This is a genomic window from Polynucleobacter sp. (assembly GCF_018500155.2).
GTDB lineage: Bacteria > Pseudomonadota > Gammaproteobacteria > Burkholderiales > Burkholderiaceae > Polynucleobacter.
Genome location: NZ_JAHBAK020000009.1, coordinates 39425 through 57138, shown reverse-complemented (window position 1 = coordinate 57138; position 17714 = coordinate 39425). Strand labels below are relative to the sequence as shown.

The 17714-nt window shown below is 44.7% G+C and carries 16 protein-coding genes; 5 read left to right on the top strand and 11 right to left on the bottom strand.

Annotated features, from left to right (window positions below; genetic code table 11):
* Positions 1-223: 223 nt before the first annotated feature.
* Positions 224-1852, top strand: coding sequence for a TolC family protein (locus KIH43_RS01320; RefSeq protein ID WP_297716911.1), 1629 nt, complete (start codon positions 224-226; stop codon positions 1850-1852).
* Here KIH43_RS01320 and waaC read toward each other — a convergent pair.
* Genes waaC through KIH43_RS01290 form a run of 6 tightly spaced genes read right to left on the bottom strand, consistent with a single transcriptional unit; the run spans position 1841 to position 7588 of the window.
* The gene (waaC, locus tag KIH43_RS01315) at positions 1841-2905 is read right to left on the bottom strand and encodes a lipopolysaccharide heptosyltransferase I (protein WP_297716909.1); all 1065 of its coding nucleotides are present in this window, start codon (positions 2903-2905) and stop codon (positions 1841-1843) included. The two genes, KIH43_RS01320 and waaC, sit on opposite strands and share 12 nt — an antisense overlap.
* A 38-nt stretch (positions 2906-2943) precedes the next feature.
* Positions 2944-3507 (bottom strand): dTDP-4-dehydrorhamnose 3,5-epimerase, encoded by a 564-nt coding sequence (rfbC, locus tag KIH43_RS01310; protein ID WP_297716907.1) that lies wholly within the window; start codon positions 3505-3507, stop codon positions 2944-2946.
* Between the two features lie 24 nt (positions 3508-3531).
* On the bottom strand, positions 3532-4434 hold the full coding sequence (rfbA, locus tag KIH43_RS01305; RefSeq protein WP_297716919.1) for a glucose-1-phosphate thymidylyltransferase RfbA: 903 nt from the start codon (positions 4432-4434) through the stop codon (positions 3532-3534).
* Positions 4435-4468: 34 nt separating this feature from the next.
* Positions 4469-5425 carry a dTDP-4-dehydrorhamnose reductase gene (gene rfbD, locus KIH43_RS01300; RefSeq protein WP_297716905.1) on the bottom strand — a complete coding sequence of 319 codons (957 nt, stop codon included), beginning with the start codon at positions 5423-5425 and terminating at the stop codon, positions 4469-4471.
* 31 nt (positions 5426-5456) lie between these two features.
* Entirely contained in the window at positions 5457-6515 is a 1059-nt protein-coding gene (rfbB, locus tag KIH43_RS01295; RefSeq protein ID WP_297716903.1) for a dTDP-glucose 4,6-dehydratase, read from the bottom strand.
* On the bottom strand, positions 6512-7588 hold the full coding sequence (locus KIH43_RS01290; protein WP_297716901.1) for a glycosyltransferase family 10: 1077 nt from the start codon (positions 7586-7588) through the stop codon (positions 6512-6514). The genes rfbB and KIH43_RS01290 overlap by 4 nt, the downstream gene beginning before the upstream one ends.
* 69 nt (positions 7589-7657) lie before the next feature.
* Between KIH43_RS01290 and KIH43_RS01285 the strand changes: the two genes are divergently transcribed.
* Positions 7658-8560 (top strand): alpha-1,2-fucosyltransferase, encoded by a 903-nt coding sequence (locus KIH43_RS01285; RefSeq protein WP_297716899.1) that lies wholly within the window; start codon positions 7658-7660, stop codon positions 8558-8560.
* Here the strand turns inward: KIH43_RS01285 and KIH43_RS01280 are convergent.
* The 3 genes from KIH43_RS01280 to galE are packed head-to-tail and all read right to left on the bottom strand — an operon-like array spanning position 8557 to position 11451.
* The gene (locus KIH43_RS01280) at positions 8557-9516 is read right to left on the bottom strand and encodes a glycosyltransferase family 2 protein (protein ID WP_297716897.1); all 960 of its coding nucleotides are present in this window, start codon (positions 9514-9516) and stop codon (positions 8557-8559) included. The genes KIH43_RS01285 and KIH43_RS01280 overlap by 4 nt on opposite strands.
* 19 nt (positions 9517-9535) lie before the next feature.
* Positions 9536-10441 (bottom strand): DUF6492 family protein, encoded by a 906-nt coding sequence (locus KIH43_RS01275; RefSeq protein WP_297716896.1) that lies wholly within the window; start codon positions 10439-10441, stop codon positions 9536-9538.
* Positions 10441-11451 (bottom strand): UDP-glucose 4-epimerase GalE, encoded by a 1011-nt coding sequence (gene galE / locus KIH43_RS01270; protein WP_297716894.1) that lies wholly within the window; start codon positions 11449-11451, stop codon positions 10441-10443. Before galE ends, KIH43_RS01275 begins: the two co-directional genes overlap by 1 nt.
* 132 nt (positions 11452-11583) lie before the next feature.
* Here galE and KIH43_RS01265 point away from each other — a divergent pair, with 132 nt between their 5' ends.
* Entirely contained in the window at positions 11584-12972 is a 1389-nt protein-coding gene (locus KIH43_RS01265; protein WP_297716892.1) for an O-antigen ligase family protein, read from the top strand.
* 14 nt (positions 12973-12986) lie between these two features.
* Here KIH43_RS01265 and KIH43_RS01260 read toward each other — a convergent pair whose 3' ends face one another.
* On the bottom strand, positions 12987-14318 hold the full coding sequence (locus tag KIH43_RS01260; RefSeq protein ID WP_297716890.1) for an undecaprenyl-phosphate glucose phosphotransferase: 1332 nt from the start codon (positions 14316-14318) through the stop codon (positions 12987-12989).
* Positions 14319-14335: 17 nt separating this feature from the next.
* The gene (locus KIH43_RS01255) at positions 14336-15472 is read right to left on the bottom strand and encodes a glycosyltransferase family 9 protein (RefSeq protein WP_297716888.1); all 1137 of its coding nucleotides are present in this window, start codon (positions 15470-15472) and stop codon (positions 14336-14338) included.
* 159 nt (positions 15473-15631) lie between these two features.
* Between KIH43_RS01255 and gmd the strand changes: the two genes are divergently transcribed.
* Positions 15632-16723: a GDP-mannose 4,6-dehydratase gene (gene gmd / locus KIH43_RS01250; RefSeq protein WP_297716887.1), complete on the top strand. Its 1092-nt coding sequence runs from the start codon at positions 15632-15634 to the stop codon at positions 16721-16723.
* Positions 16716-17657 carry a GDP-L-fucose synthase gene (locus tag KIH43_RS01245; RefSeq protein ID WP_297716885.1) on the top strand — a complete coding sequence of 314 codons (942 nt, stop codon included), beginning with the start codon at positions 16716-16718 and terminating at the stop codon, positions 17655-17657. Before gmd ends, KIH43_RS01245 begins: the two co-directional genes overlap by 8 nt.
* The last annotated feature ends 57 nt before the right edge of the window (positions 17658-17714 follow it).

Below are 17714 nucleotides of genomic sequence, written 5' to 3'. Positions count from 1 at the left end.
AGATGTGTATAAGAGACAGGTACTAGAGATAGGCAAAAACTCGGTCAACCCCTCCACGACGCCCAAAACCAGGGCTTTAGCTAACAAAATGATATCCATGGGCAAATTTTATAGGTAAGCCAACGGTTGACAGGGATTTATGCCCTACTGCTTCTCAAATCCCTACTCGGATCTGAATTTGGCCTTAAACTTCATGGCACAAATAAAAAGTAGCTGAAATGACATGACAGAAGCACGCTTTAGACTTTCGAGACAATCCCTTTTAGGTTTGATCCTGATCCAAGCCCTTGGATTGGGTGCGTCTCTCAGTCCCGCTTCTGCCCAGACCGCCGTTGGAGGACGTCCAGCGCTACCAACCACTGTGAGCCCACAGTCACTCACTGGTTTAGAGATGCCACCCCAAATGGTGAGCGTGCCAAAACCTGCCCTACCTAATGTCGCCGCCCCATCTAATGTCAGCGGCAGCAATACTGATACCAATGCAGCTCAAGCTAGTCAGATGTCGGATTTGATTCGCTTGTATCAGGATGCCGCTTTTAGCGATCCCGTCCTCAATGCTGCACGCTTTAACTACCAAGCTAGCAAAGAACTGTATTGGCAAGGTTTAGCACTGTTATTGCCTCAAGCAAATGCAACACCCGGTGGCACTCGTTATTTTCAGCATGGAGTTGGCACCACAGTAGTGCAAACAGGTCCTGGAAATTCTCGTGTATTTGATCAGAAGAACTACACCGTCACATTGACACAACCTGTCTTTAATATGGCGGCACTTGAAGGATTCAAAATCGGCGATCTCAATACCAAGATTGCGGATATGAACTTTTATCAAGCGCAACAAGACTTAATTTTGCGCGTCTCGCAAGCTTACTTTGATGCGCTCACGAGCCAAGATAACGTAGAACTCTACCGCAATAAAAAAGCGCTCATCAAACAGCAGTTGGAGGTAGCACAAGCAAAGTTTGATGCGGGCTTGGCAACTATTGTGGATGTCAATACTGCCCAAGCAAGCTATGACTTAGCTACTTCACAAGAGATTGCTGCGCAGGCAGACTTGGTTGTGAAGCGTGGTGTTCTTGAGCAATTAGTGGGTCACCCTGTGGGAGCTCTCAGACCACTGGTTAAAGAAGCCAAAATTGATGGCGTTTTAAAAGACCCCCGTGCCATTGCCAAAGTCAGCAAAAGCGCTGAGGTTGGTGATACCGTGAATCCACAGTTACCACCGGGACAAACTTTAGATGATTGGATTGCACAAGCTGAATCGGCTAACTTTAAAGTGCTCGCCAGCCAACTATCGGTATCTGTTGCAGAAAGCACCTACCGTGCATCACAAGCGTTGAATTACCCTTCGCTAAATTTAGTTGGCACTACTGGCTACAACACGTCTAATGGCACACCGAATAGCTACCAACCAGCGCAAACCAATGTGTATAACAACACGATTGCCCTGCAGATGAATATTCCCCTGGTATCAGGTGGCTATAACAGCGCAGTCATTCGACAAAATGCCGCTTTAGTCGATGCTGCCAAAGCAAACTTTGATAATGCGCGCCGCACAGCGGCACAAAACACGCGTGCCGCTTTTACTGGTTTTTATGGCGGTTTGGCGAGCGTCAAAGCCTATGAGGCTGCCGAGCGCTCTTCACAGTCAGCCTTAGAGTCCAGCAAACTGGGCTTTCAAGTAGGTACCTTAATCAATATTGATGTGCTGATTGCCTTGGATACTTTATTTACTACTCGCTCACAATTGCAGCAAGCGCGCTACAACACCATTCTCAATGCAATTAGATTGAAAGCTAGCGCTTCAACACTCTCAGACGAAGATTTATTAGCAATTAACTCTTTATTGCGCTAACAACTTCAACGACGCTGTTAAAACGTCTTGAACACTCGGAGAATGTTGCATATCCCCTAAATTGATAATCTGGTTTGACCAATATCCTTCTGTTTTCCACAGTGGTGAATCGCAATAGATTTCAATGGAAGGCTTACCCAAGACGGCAGCTAAATGTGTTAATCCCGTGTCTACTCCAATCGTTAGGGCCGCAGAACTAATGACTGAAAATGCCTCTTCAATTGAAAAACGCTCTGGAACAAATGACCCTGGTATTTGCTGACAGAGTGCCTGACTCACCAGCCTCTCCGACTCACTACCCCAGGGCAAAACAACTTGATAGCCAATTCTAGTGAGAGCATTTCCTAGAGCAATCCAGTCTTCATTGGGCCAGCGTTTTGCTGCTCTGGCGGTGGAATGAAAAAACAATACATAAGGTTTTTCTAAGCCTGCAACCTGGGGTGCAGAAATGGCGCTCACGAATTCTGCAGGATAAAACTGCGGCGCTTCTTCTCTACCGATAAGTGGCCAATCGAGAGCGGAACTCATCACCCAACGCGATCGATCAACTGCATGACATTGCTCTGGCACTTGTACTGATTGTGTATAGAACATACGCGCTTGAGGCTCGTATCCAGAAAACTGGGTCGCATTACCAATACCAGCAACGGTGACACCAGGCGCCTTTTTAGCCAAGGCACAGACCAAAGCTGACTTGATGAGGCCTTGGGTTTCAATCACATAGTCGTAGGTGACTTCTTGCAATGCACTCTTGAAGGCAAAAAATTCTTGCCATGATTCCCGCTTAAGTAAATGATGCTTCCAACGACGTAAGCCAAAAGGAATGATGCGATCAATACCTCGAAATCCAGGCTGACTACGTAAAGGCTCTAAAAGATGAACGTAAGCCTCTTCAACCACCCAATCGATTCTGGCATTTGGCAGACGTGAGCGCAAATCCCAAACGATGGGCAAGTTATGCAGAACATCGCCTAGCGAAGACAACTTCACCAACAGAATGTTTGGTTGTGATGTGTTTTGCTGATCTGAGAATGTAGGCAAATGAATGCTCATAGCGGCATTATCGCCTGTTTAATGCAGCCCAAGTCCAACTAGAACTTTGGAATAGCATCCCAAGACAATCCTGCTGCATCCTTAGCATTGATGTTTGGTAAAACACCCGGAGGCAGGGGCCACTGAATACCGACAGCAGGATCATTCCAAGCCAAACATACTTCACTTTGGGGGTGATAGTAATCCGTCGTTTTATAGAGAACCTCAGCCGTTTCGGAAAGGACTAAATAGCCATGCGCCAATCCCTGTGGCACCCACATTTGTCGATGATTTTGCGCACTTAATTCAACACCCACCCATTTTCCAAAACTCGGTGATGCTTGACGTGAGTCGACGACCACATCAAAAACAGATCCCGCGACCACACGCACTAACTTTCCTTGAACATGCTCTTGCTGAAAATGCATTCCTCTGAGAGTCCATTGTCTGGAGAAAGAATGGTTATCTTGCACAAATTGAATATCAAGACCAGTTGCTTGTGCAAAATCTATTGCATTAAAAGATTCTGAAAACCAGCCACGCTCATCGCCAAATACTTTAGGCTCGATTACCAAGACATCTGGTATAGCGGTTTGCTCTATTTTTAGTTTAGTGTTTGACACGATCAAGGTTTCGTTGGAATAAGCTTACGTGAGCGAAGGAGGGTTGCCTTGCTGCATCTCTAACAATATTTTATTTAAGTACTGACCGTAACTATTTTTACTTAATTGCGCTGCCACCTTTTGGACGCTCTCTGCCGTAATCCAGCCCTGGCGGAAAGCAATTTCTTCAGGACATGCCACCATCAAGCCCTGACGCTTTTGTAGGGTAGCAATAAATCCTGCAGCATCCAGCAATGAGTCGTGTGTGCCGGTATCTAACCAAGCAAAACCACGCCCCATAATCTCGACATTGAGCTCTTTTTTGTCTAAATAGAAGCGATTAACATCGGTGATTTCCAATTCACCGCGAGCGCTTGGTTTAATGGCTGCTGCAACATCACAAACTTGCTCATCATAAAAATAGAGACCTGTGACAGCGTAGTTGCTTCTAGGCTTTATGGGCTTTTCTTCGATTGACAATGCTTTGGCATGATCATCAAACTCCACAACACCATAACGCTCTGGATCAGTCACGTGATAGGCAAATACCGTAGCCCCTTTGGCTCTTTGATTGGCATTGTGTAGTTGATTCACTAACTCATGGCCATAAAAAATGTTATCGCCTAATACAAGTGCGCTAGGGTGATTATTTATGAACGATTTTCCTAAGGTGAACGCTTGCGCCAAGCCATCGGGTGAGGGCTGTACACAATACTGAATATTGAGACCCCACTGTGAACCGTCTCCCAATAACTCAGAAAAACGAGGAATATCGTGGGGAGTGGAGATAAGCAAAATGTCTCGTATCCCCGTCAACATCAGTGTAGTTAATGGGTAATACACCATCGGCTTGTCATAGACAGGCATCAATTGCTTGGACACAGCCTGAGTCACTGGATACAAGCGCGTACCAGAACCACCTGCCAAGATGATGCCTTTTCGTTGCAAGGCTCCTGTTCCCATAACCATTCTCACTAGACTTTTAAATGACCTGCTCTTTTACAAGCGCTTGAACATAAGTCCGAACTTGCTCAGTCCAGGACGTATCCCACCGCTGCAATTTTGACACATCAGCCCTTGCCTCTATCGCCTTTTTGAGCTTTTGGGCAGACATTCTGGAATTCATAGGGCGTGGAGCGGGCAATGGATATTCAATCGCCTGAATCGGCTTAATGTTGCTTGGATCGAGTTTGAGTGAAGCTCCCACCTCGATAGCGGTGTTAATGGCCACAATTGCTAACTCATACCAGTTCGTCTGACCAGGAGGAACTGCATGATAAATACCGGAAGTAATTTTTTGTATTTCCCATTCATCATTGAAAATGAAATCTAAACTGATAGCAGCAAGCCACTGCGCTGAGGTGGGAACACCTAGCTGGTCTTGAATAATATTGAGCGCTTCACGCTCCTTTGCCAGACGCAAAATGGTCCTAATATAATTTCCGCCATCCCCATAGACCCAACTAGTTCTCAAAATGGCGTATTGACCTTTGAATGCCTTTTTAAATACTTCCTCTATAGCATGCTCGCCAGCCGCCTTGCTTTTGCCATACTGGCTGAGCGGGTTACGTAAATCACTCTCAATATAAACACCGGCCTTACTACCATCAAACACATAATCTGTTGAGTAGTGCAATAAGGTGGCGCCATTCTCGACAGCATATTGAGCCATCAATTGTGGGGCACGTGCATTAATGGCATGCGCCAACTCAGGCTCGCTCTCAGCCTGATCTACTGCCGTATAGGCAGCAGCATTGATAATCACATTTGGCTTGACTCGCCCTAATAGCGCAATCATTTCTTGAGGATTGGCAAGATCGCAATCACTTCGCCCTATCAATTGAACTTGCACTCCAAACTTTTCGAGAGGGGTTTGTTCAAACTGTTGTTGAAATGCTTTTCCTAACTGACCGTCTTTGCCGAAAACGAGAATCTGCATAAAAAGTGTTTAGGGTTCAGTGAATCAATCGTTATTGATAGTGCTTTTGCAACCACTCACGGTACGACCCGCTGACCACTCCCTCAACCCATACTGGATTATTGAGATACCACTGTACCGTTTTACGTATTCCAGTATCGAAGGTCTCTTGCGGCTTCCATTGCAAATCGCGCTCAATTTTTCTGGCATCAATCGCATAACGACGATCATGCCCAGGACGATCTGTGACAAAGGTAATCTGCTCTGCATAGGACTGCGCATCCGCCCTAGGTTTTAGAGAATCGAGCACAGAACAGATTGTTTTCACCACATCTAAATTGGCTTTTTCGTTCCATCCACCAACGTTATAGGTCTCACCAATTTTCCCTTTTTCCAGAACGCGTCTAATTGCCGAGCAATGATCTGACACATAAAGCCAATCACGGATTTGCTGACCATCACCATAAATGGGTAGCGGTTTACCATTTAAGGCATTGAGAATCACTAGGGGAATGAGCTTTTCTGGGAAATGATAGGGGCCGTAGTTATTGGAACAATTGGTTGTTAAGACTGGCAGCCCATACGTATGGAACCAAGCACGCACCAAATGATCAGATGCGGCCTTGGAAGCGGAATAAGGACTATTGGGCTCATATGGATTGGTTTCTGAAAAAGGGGGGTCCTCCGCCTTCAAGGATCCATACACTTCGTCAGTGGAGACATGCAAAAACCGAAAATCTGCTTTTTGCTCTGCAGGCAATTGACTCCAATAGGCACGTGCACTCTCTAGGAGATTAAAAGTACCCAACACATTCGTCTGCACAAAATCTGCTGGGCCATGGATTGATCTATCCACGTGACTTTCTGCAGCAAAATTGACGATGGCACGCGGTTGATATTTTTCTAACAAATCACCGACCAAACCACGATCGCCAATATCGCCATGCACAAAAATATGTCGGGAATCTTTTTCAAGAGAAGCCAAAGTAGCTAGGTTGCCGGCATAAGTTAACTTATCTAAATTAATAATGCCCTCTGCTTTGGGGTTGGCAAGCCAATCCAAAACAAAGTTTCCACCAATAAAACCGGCTCCGCCTGTAACTAAAATCATGCTTTAATTGGCCTCAAAATAGATTCTGCAAATGCTTGTGAAGTGAAAGGCACAAACTGGGAAGAAATTAAGAAGTCATGACCCGCTTGCTGGTATTGCTTGAATCTTGCTTCACTCATGCCGCTAATATAACTATACAGCGCTCTATAGGGATCGGGATCAGAAATGAACTCCCTAAAGTCAATAAAACAATCTTTTAGAACCATATTTTCAATGGCTGGCTCACCCCAATAAATAGGCACGCAACCGGCAAACAAACAGTCAAAGATCTTCTCGGTGACATATCCTGGAATATCTCGCGCATTTTCAAAGCAAATACTAAATTTTGACTTGGCATAAATCTCAAATTTGGTTTGCGCCACACCCTGATAGCTTTTAAATACCGGGCTACCTGTAATAAAAGGAATAATTTTCTCTAAGCGATATTGCAACTTACCTAGGGTTCCCAAGCGTTTTTGCGGCACCTTCCAACCATTACCGTACAAAGCAAAGTCTTGTGGAGCATTACGCTCAAACCAGCGAATAGCTCTTACTCTTTCGGAATACAACTCGCGCTGATCAATCGCATTAGCATGGCGATTGCTCGCAATTAATACGCACAATGTTTGGCGATTGGCAAATCCAGGATTGACTATCGCATTCACTTGAAAACCTGACGGCTGTACATTGGGATAGCGCATCTCAAACTTGGGAATATCTTTAGTCTGCTGTGCTAGCTTGTTTTGGGAATGGTTACTGAGTAGCGCCTGATCCCAGGTGTAGATACCGTCAAATTGATTCAAATAATTTGGGTCACCATTGATTGGTACGGTTAATTCAGTCTCAAAACGTACCAAGTAGTTTTTACATCCAGCAATCGGAATGATGGGGAGCGACTCCAGATACAGATTAAAGTCAGGTTGAATGTCCTGTAGCTGCAAGACATCAATAGTATGCAGTTGAATATTTTTTTGCTGTGCCTGTGACCTCAGAACCCGAAATGGCTCAAGGCAGTCATCGCGATTGCGGGGGCTATTAGGGTTAAAAAGATCATCATGACCCTCCTCCCAACCGACGATCCCTCCAACTAGCATAGACAACCAATCCTATTAGGTTACGCTTAAGACAAGCATTTCTGGCGTTAATGGTTTAATTATAGGGTTATGACTATTTATTCCTACCTTCAAGGGGGTCTTGGCAATCAAATGTTTCAATATGCGATTGCTAGAGCTCTTGCAAAGCATTATGGAACCGATTTTGCACTAAACCACAGCTGGTTTAACCGATCGTTACATGGAGATACTCCTAGAGAGCTGCAAATTGGTCTGCTCAACATTCCAAATGTGCCGCTAGTTAGCGCAGACTTTCCTCATAAACCAAACAAAATCTCTCGTTTCATTCAAAAATGTCTACCAATCAATCCATTAATCATTTATCAGAAAAGCGCCTTTGATTATGATCAAGCACTTTTCAATTTCACCGGCATCAGAAATAGAGATCTGTATCTTTCAGGATATTGGCAGGCTTACCCCTACATTCAATCTATTCAGAAACAGCTAAGAGAAGAGTTTCAAACCAAATCTCCACTCTCAAACCATTACCAAAAATATTTAGATCAAATCCAATCTACCGAATCAGTGATGGTGCATATTCGTCGAGGCGATTATGTGAACTCACCTGCAGCCTCCCAATTTCATGGCGTGCTACCCATCAGTTATTACCTATCCGCCATAGACGAAATTCGATCGCAAAAGCCGCAAGCGCATCTATTTATATTTTCTGATGATATTGCATGGGCCAAAAACGCTCTAGAGGATATTTCGGACAAAACGTTTATTGAACACACGTTATCCGGCGACGCAGCGGTAGAGGAACTGCAATTAATGATTGCTTGCAAACATCACATCATTGCCAATAGCACTCTTAGTTGGTGGGGTGCTTGGTTGAAAACATACCAGGATGGCATGGTCTATGCGCCCAATTACTGGGTCAACAATCAAAACCTCGAACTCAAGAATCTATTGCCAGCTGAGTGGCAAAAAATTTCTATTAAATCTAAGAACTAAAACCTTCCAATAAGGCTAGAAAAAGAAGCGGCCAATAAGCGCTCCATTCGAGTAAATGGAGTCATTAGACCGTTGCCTCGAAACTGGAAACGGGCATATAACTCTTGATTGGCCCCAATAGAAATATTAGGAATCTTTTGATTAATCAGCACCATAAATTGAATCCCATATTTCCAGCGCTTTAAAAAAGGTAGCGCTCTTGGCAAACATTTTTTTGGAATATTGAGGCGACGCAAATAATCTGCTTGCGCTTCAGAAAATACATTTCTTGCAGCCTGAAAATGATTTACGCTTGTTTGAGTTGAGTGCAATCGGTATGTAATGAGTTTCTTTTTTATATTAGCAAATCGATATCCTGCAAGCGCTATTTCGGTCCAAAGGCAATAATCCTCCGCATGAAGATAGGAAGCTTTATAAGGAAATTGCCTAAATATTTCTATGCGCCCCATCATGGCAGGGTTGCAAACTGGGCTGCAAACACTTAATAATGCGTGAATATCAGCATTTGAGTGACGTTGCTTTGAAGACTTAATCTGACCTGTTACTTGATTGAGCGTCCAATGATCAGCACCACACAAGTCAGCATGATTGGCCTCTAAAAAAGCAACTTGTTGCTCAAGGCGATCAGGATATGCGCGATCATCGGCATCCAATAGAGCGAGGTACTTGCCCTTTGCTAATTGTGCAATACGATTTCTGGTGGTAATTAGCCCCCTATTGCGATCTGAATAAACCTTCACAATGCGTGGATCTTGAAAACTATCAATAATTTCTCGCGTTCTATCAGTAGAACCGTCATCGACTATGATGAACTCAAAATTTTGATAGGTCTGCGCCAAAATACTTTCAATAGCCTCGGCAATATAACGCTCCGAGTTAAAGGCTGGCATCGATACCGTAACTAAAGGCTTCTTTTGAGATGTCTGCATGCGAGAAGATGATTGATGCTCGGTCATACTTGCAGGATGACTCATATCAGAAATAGCTTTGCAATAACCGAAGCAAGCGCTTTACCCTACGCAATGCCCTTGATGGCAATGATTTAGCAGGCGCGCCAAAATCCATTTCTGCCTCCCAAGCGGATTGATAAATAACGCCCATAAAATTTTGCCGCAACTTTAACTCTGTTTCTCCAATGCGCCGAGAAACATAGTATTGCCAGTCATAATGGTAGATTCTAAAGAGAGGCTCAATCATTCGTAATGGAATAGCTTGATATTTAAGCAATGCTTCTCCATACACTAGACTCTCAGGGTGTTTGGGCGTCACCAAATCCCACAACGTCATTCCTTTGGGCTCTAAATATTGACGATCTAAAGATTCCCATACTTTTGCAGACCAAATAAAAGGAGACGGGGCACAGTAATAATTAGGTCCCTCTCTATCAAATAATGATTTAACAGTTTCAGACTCTGTGCGCAGCTCGCTTTCAACACGCTGGTGACCTTGATTTGTTGCCATCTGAAAAAATTCTTTGTTCTGATGCAAAACGGTATAGGGATCGCCATCTGGCGCTAAAAAATCACTCTTAGAAAAATCCCGAATAAAAATACTGTCTGAATCAATACATAAGTAATTATTAGCCAGCCCAAGACGCCAAAATTCAGACTTAATGACTTGTTGTGCCAATCCACCACTTCTCATTTTCTGAATATCTTTTGGTGCGCGAGGATTAGCCCTAACAATCGATTCATCCGACACCCAATGGAAACTCTGCTTATCGCCTACAAGCGCAAAGAGTGCCTCTCGATCGGATTCAGGGGTAGAAATATAAAAAGGAATTGCATCGACATTATGTTTCTGCACAGACTCTAGCAAGCGCTTTACACGCAGTAGATCTCGTTGATACGATTTGCAATAAAGAACAAAATCCCGTGACATTAGGATTCGTAGCCCATTGGATTTTGAGACTGCCAACGCCAACTGTCTGCACACATTTGTTCTAGATTGCGTTCAGCACACCATCCTAAAAGATCGCGCGCCAAGGAGGGATCGGCATAGTAAAGCGCAACATCGCCAGGCCTTCTATCAGTCACTCGATAAGGAATAGGGCGACCGATGACTTTTTCATAGGCACGAATGACATCCATCACGCTATAACCAACGCCTGTTCCCAAATTGACCGTTAATGAAGGCTTGCCTGATAACAAATGTTCAACCGCTTTTACATGGCCGCGAGCCAAATCAACCACATGGATGTAGTCTCTTACTCCTGTGCCATCGGGGGTCTCCCAGTCATTGCCATAAACTTTTAATTCCTCCATACGACCTGCAGCAACTCGAGCAACCAAGGGAGATAAGTTATTTGGAATTCCATTTGGATCTTCACCAATCATTCCTGATTCATGCGCACCTATGGGATTGAAATATCGCAAATACGCTACACGCCATTTTGAATCTGATTTCTCAAGATCACGCAATATTTGCTCACTCATTAGCTTAGTCTGTCCATAAGGATTTTCCGGCTTCAAATCTGCGTCTTCTTTCACAGGGCTTACATCTGGATCACCATATACGCATGCAGAAGAACTAAAGACAAAATGATGGCAACTATGCTTTTGCATTACTTGCAAAAGAGCAATCAATCCACTGATGTTATTTTCATAATAAAGAAGAGGATTAGAGTAGGACTCGCCAACAGCTTTGAGTGATGCAAAGTGCACTACCCCTTTGATGGGAAATGATTGAAAAACGGACTCTAAAAAAACAGGGTCGCAAACGTCGCCCTGAAGAAATTCTAATTTTTTACCAGAGAGTTTTTCTAGGCGCGCCAATACCTTCGGGCTTGAATTAATAAAGTTATCAATACCAATGACGCGCTGACCAGCTTGGAGCAATTCAAGCCAAGTGTGTGAGCCTATGTATCCTGTGGCGCCTGTTAAAAGAATCATTCCAATCTATCTGCCATTCTCAGCATTTGCATCACTCGGTCACTATAAACATGGCACCCTTATCGACCCCCGAGCGGGACCATAAGGGGTGGGAGGCTGATTTTCCCGATTTAGCCGTTATTATTGAATTATATGAAACCTATAGGCTCAAACCGCTCTTTTTCGTTTTTGAGCGCCTTGATTATCCTGATTAGCAGTACCTTGCTGGCTGTTTGGTCGCTGACCAATACGATTGGCTTACGTAATGCGCTTTTAGCGCTTGGCGCCCTCACCGCCCTATTGCTTCTGAGGCAATATTCCAAAATACCGACAGCAAATATCAGCCAAGGTAATTTCAAGCAATCCAAACTACGATTTTTGCCCATCATTTTGTCCATTTGCATGTTGGCCTGGGTGATCATGCATTACCTGTTATTTACCCAAGAACCAGGGCAGCAATTCAAAGAGCTCACCAGCACATGGTTAAGAGTCTTGGAGGCACTTCTAATCGGAGCGGCAACTGGGATTGCATTACAGCAACATCCTCGACGAGCACAATTTTTGTGGTTTGGAATTTTATGTAGCTTTGCTTACTTGCTTAGTCACTATTTAATAGCGTATTCGCATTCTGGGCAACTCTTCATGCCCAATTATTATTTCACCAGCCCATTTGGAAATAAGATCAACACTGTATTGATGGGTGGCATCTTTATTAGCGCTGTTTGCGGCTCCTCTGCTGCTACCCTTCTCCACAATCGCCCTCAATACGCATGGCCTATCTATTGCTTTTGGGTATTAGGCACCTTTTTAATTCTCTTTGCCTTTACCACCATTATTGATACACGCAATGGGGTTGGCGTGGGCATCATTTTGCTGGCAAGCTGGGCTTTCTTTATTGGCATTTCTAAATCAGTACGGCAAATCCGTTTAGGAAAACTCGATTGGAAGGTTGGCTTAGCAACACTCATTCCTGCGCTACTCATCATTTTGTTTGTACAGCAACACTTAAGTATCAACCGTGGATGGAATCACTTCATCGACGACGTCAGTGTTGCCATCAAAATTGATGAAGTGCCTCATTGGCAAGATGTTAAAAAATATGGCTACCCTAAAACCGACAATGGCGAGCAGGTGTACCCCAACAACTATGAACGGGCTGCCTGGGCAACTGCTGGCATCCGCTCACTTATTCAAAATCCCCTTGGCTATGGAATGCTTGAACACTCCCTAGGTAAAGTCATACGACAATCTTTTCCAGAGGCAATGATTCGCTCTTCGCATAGCGCTTGGATTGATCTGGGATTGGCCTTTGGAGTTCCAGGGCTCATTTTCACATTGGGTGCATTACTGTCGACAATAGTGGTTGCACTAAAAACACAGTCTGAGAATCGCTTAGTGGCAATATGGATTGCAGCGGATTTACTGCTCACTTTCACTATTGCAGAGGTTAGCAGCAAACATACGATTGAGATTTTATTTTTCTGTATTGCATTACTAAACACCATGCTTTTAGCGCCAAAGAATGAGCGCGCTGTTCACTAGCAGTTTTTAAAGCTCTAGTAAGCGTTTTTATTCACAAATCCGCGGAAGATAGTGAAGAAAATAATTTTGAGATCTAGCCAAAGAGACCAGTTTTCAATGTAGTACAAATCGTGTTCAATACGGGCATTGAGGTCGGTGTCACCTCGCCATCCATGAATCTGCGCCCAACCGGTAATACCGGCTTTCACCAAATGCTTTTTCATGTAGTCCGGAATTTCTTTTTTGAATTGCTCAACAAAGATCGGTCTTTCAGGTCTGGGACCCACGATCGACATCTTGCCTTGCAGTACATTAAAAAATTGCGGCAATTCATCTAGACTGGTTGAACGCAACCATTTTGAGAATGGTGTAACCGATTTATTGGCAGAACCTCCCCAAACGACTTTGCCATCTTCAAGATCGACTGGCATGGTTCTAAATTTGTAAATCTCGAAGACTTCGCCATTCCAGCCCACCCGCTCTTGGCGATAGAGAATCGGGCCCGGAGAACTCAATTTGACCCCAATGGCCAATATCAGCATCAGCGGACTAATGAAAATTAATATCAAGATGGAAAGCACATAATCTTCCATCGATTTAAGAAATAAATTCATGCCTGTCATGGGCGTGCCATACAGATCAATCATCTGCATACCCAAGACTTCACTGACACCATGATTAATCAAGCGGAATGAAAACCAATCCGGCACAAATCGGATTGTGGCAGTACTCATCTGCAAATGCTCCATGACCATGCGCATTTGTGAGCCGTCGCCCATTGGTAATGCCAACCAAATTTCATTCAGGGGTTGCTTCGCGAGCTCATGTAATTTAGCAGCATCCAGATCTCTCAAGTGGTGTTGAACCCGATAGCCCGACCAGGAAGATTCATTAATGCGCCGGGCAATTTCATCAGCGGTACCGCCCGATCCCACAATGGCGATATGTCGCAGATTCACGCCTTTGCTGCGATAACGTCGAATTAAAACGTAACTAAATAATCTGCTGCCACACAATACGAATAAGCTGATCACTGCCCAAGAGCCAAGCCACAAACGAGAATACATTTCGGTGGATTTGCTAAACACCAACCAAATCAATATCAAAATCCAGGTTTTTAAAACGCCACTAGCAACCTGTCCAAATAAGGCCATTAAGTTTCCACCACGCCAAGAACGATAAGCGCGGTTTGTTAAAAATAAATATGCCAAACTGGCGAGCAACATCAAAGCGGCATAGCGCTGCAAATCCAATTCAGGATCTTTAAAAATCTGGATGGCAAAGAAGGTGCATAAACCGACCAAGTTAATGATCAAAAAATCAAAAACGCGGATCAGGTAAGAATTAATGAGGAAGGATGCAGCCATCGCCGTATTTTGCAGTACTACGACACATTCATGGAAAATTTACGCAAAGCAGCGACTACATCATCTACAGAAATTTGATCCATGAGATAAGTGGGGTGAACGGGGTACTCAAAACCCAAGTTCAGAAACGCCCCTCCCTCATTGGGGCCTAGGCCCAAAATCACAGTGCGGTCAGCATGTGGACTACCTGGATACACTGGGCCCCAGCGCAAGGGATTGGTGGGACCATGCAACGCAACCAAGGGCGCCCCCAATAAGGCAGCCAGATGCATCGTGCCCGTATTGACAGCAATCACCGCTGCAGCAGACTGCAAATAGGTTGCCGTCTCTAGAAGACTGGCTTTACCAGCAAGATTTATTAAGGCTTGCCCTTGAGAATGTCCAATTTGCTCACATAAAATTCTGGCTCGGTCGCCATCGCTGGGACCTCCAGTGATCACAACGCCATACCCAGCTGTAATGAGCCTTTTTGCTAAATCCACCCAGCGATCGATTGGCCACTCCCGAAGTTCAAAGCGGTTACCGCTGGCCCAAGGATGCAAAACTACATAAGGTTGCCTAATTTTTAAGCAATTTGCCTCTAATAAGCGAGATACTGCGATAGGAGGCGATAAGTTGGAGCGAAGCCCTAAAGGGTTCAATAAAGCCCCAAAATTGCTCAATTCATGCACTTTTGGGCTATGTTTTACAGAGTCATCATAGGCAAAGTGGCGATTTTGCCCCTCTGTTTCAAAGCCAATCGTCCAGCGAGCTCCGCTAAAAGCAGCCACTACCGCGCCAATCCGAGACCATTGGGAAGTGTCAATCAAGAGATCCACTGGGTGTTTTCTCATCACCGAAATGGCTTGCCAAGGCTTGGTAATAGGCACCAAAACCAATTGGTCATACCCCTCAATGAGCTCAAAAGTGACTGCATTTGCTGGGGTGGCAAATATCGTGATTTTGCTCTCTGGATAGGCTTTTTTCAGGTCTGCAATCAAACTAGAGGCTAATAGGGCATCCCCAATGGCCGCAAAAACACAGAGTCCAATTCGTTGAAATTGCGCAGGTTGAGGTCTTTTATGGCGAAAAAGCGACCAAATCCATAGAGATGGCACGCCAATCCAGCGATCGAGCTTACGCAAGAATGTTCTACCGCGCTCAGCTTTGCCCAATGCCCTCACCTATATTTAGCCCTGAAATACATCCCATTGTATTTCCTAAACTTTTGAATATGCCATCTAAAGAAATGAGCCCGCTAGGCGCGGGAACGTGATTTAAAACAATTTACAATAGCGTATTTACCATTCATCGAATTTCTGAAGAAAAATCCCATGTCAAAAAATAAAGTTGCCCTCATTACTGGTATTACTGGCCAAGATGGTGCGTATTTAGCCGAGTTATTACTCAAAAAGGGCTATGAAGTACATGGGATTAAACGTCGCACCTCTCTTTTTAATACTGATCGTATTGATCACCTCTATCACGATCCGCATATCGAAGGCTCTAAGCTCACTTTGCATCATGGTGACCTCACCGATTCTTCTTGCCTGATTCGCATCATTCAACAAACTCAGCCAGATGAAATCTACAACTTGGCTGCGCAATCCCACGTTGCAGTGTCTTTTGAAGAGCCTGAGTACACCGCTAACTCCGATGCATTAGGTGCACTACGTATTTTGGAAGCAATTCGCATCCTCAAATTAGAAAAGAAAACCCGCTACTACCAAGCATCGACTTCTGAACTCTATGGCTTGGTTCAAGAGATTCCACAAAAAGAAACGACGCCGTTTTATCCGCGCTCACCTTATGCAGTGGCCAAGCTCTATGCTTACTGGATCACCGTGAACTATCGTGAAGCCTATGGTATCTATGCTTGTAACGGTATTTTGTTTAACCATGAGAGCCCGATTCGCGGTGAGACTTTTGTAACTCGTAAAATTACTCGCGCCTTAGCGCGCATCAAGCTCGGTTTGCAAGAGTGCTTATACCTTGGCAACTTAGATGCCAAGCGTGACTGGGGCCATGCGCGTGACTATGTCGAGATGCAGTGGCTCATGCTCCAACAAGCAGAGCCAGAAGACTTTGTGATTGCTACTGGCGTGCAATACAGCGTGCGTCAATTTATTGATTACGCCGCCGAAGAACTCGGCATGAAGATCACTTGGAAAGGCCAAGGCGTTGATGAAAAAGGTTACGATGCCAACGGTAAATGCATCGTGGCAGTTGATCCACGCTACTTCCGCCCTACTGAAGTAGAAACCCTCTTAGGCGATGCAACCAAAGCCAAAGAAAAACTCGGCTGGGTGCCTGCAACTTCATTTGAAGATCTCGTTAAAGAGATGGTACGTGAGGACCTCAAAGGTGCTGAGCGTGATGAATTAGTAAAAAAACACGGCTACAGCACTCTCAGTCGCAATGAATAAAGACGCCAAGATTTATGTCGCTGGTCATCGTGGGATGGTGGGCAGTGGTATCACTCGTCTGCTCAAATCCCGTGGCTACCAAAATGTGATTACAAGTACCCACGCAGAATTGGATCTATTGGATCAAGCTGCGGTACATGCCTTCTTGCAAAAAGAAAAGCCAGACTACATTTTTATTGCGGCAGCAAAAGTGGGTGGCATTCAGGCAAACAATATTTACCGCGCGGATTTTATTTACCAAAATCTCATGATTGAGTGCAATCTCACGCATGGCGCCTATTTGGCAGGCGTGAAGCACTTAATGTCTCTAGGCTCAAGTTGCATCTACCCTAGAGACTGCCCTCAGCCAATCAAAGAAGAGTATTTGCTCACCGGCCCCTTAGAGCAAACCAATGAGCCTTATGCTTTGGCCAAAATTGCTGGCATTAAGCTGTGTGAGAACTACAACCGTCAGTACGGCACAAAATACGTGAGCGTCATGCCAACCAACCTTTATGGTCCGGGAGATAACTACGACTTAAATAACTCCCATGTGCTGCCAGCCCTGATTCGCAAGGCACATGAAGCTAAATTACGTAAAGACTCCCACTTAATGGTGTGGGGTTCAGGCAAACCACGCCGCGAGTTCTTACACGTGGACGATATGGCCAGAGCCTGCGTCATGCTCATGGAACAAGGCTATGACGGCTCTTTTGTGAATATTGGCTGCGGCAACGACATCACAATCCGCGAATTGGTCGAAGAGGTGGTCTCGGTAGTCGGTTTTGAAGGGGAATTACAGTTTGACACCTCAAAACCCGATGGCACCCCCCAAAAACTATTGGATGTCAGTAAAGCCAACGCCTTGGGCTGGAAGGCTGAAATTGCCCTGCGCCCAGGTATCCAGGATGCTTATCACTGGTTCTTGGAGCATGTGGCGCCAACTTTGAAGTAATTGAGTTGGTAAAAATATGCTTTTGAAAACAGGGGGTCTCTTGACCCCCTTTTCTTT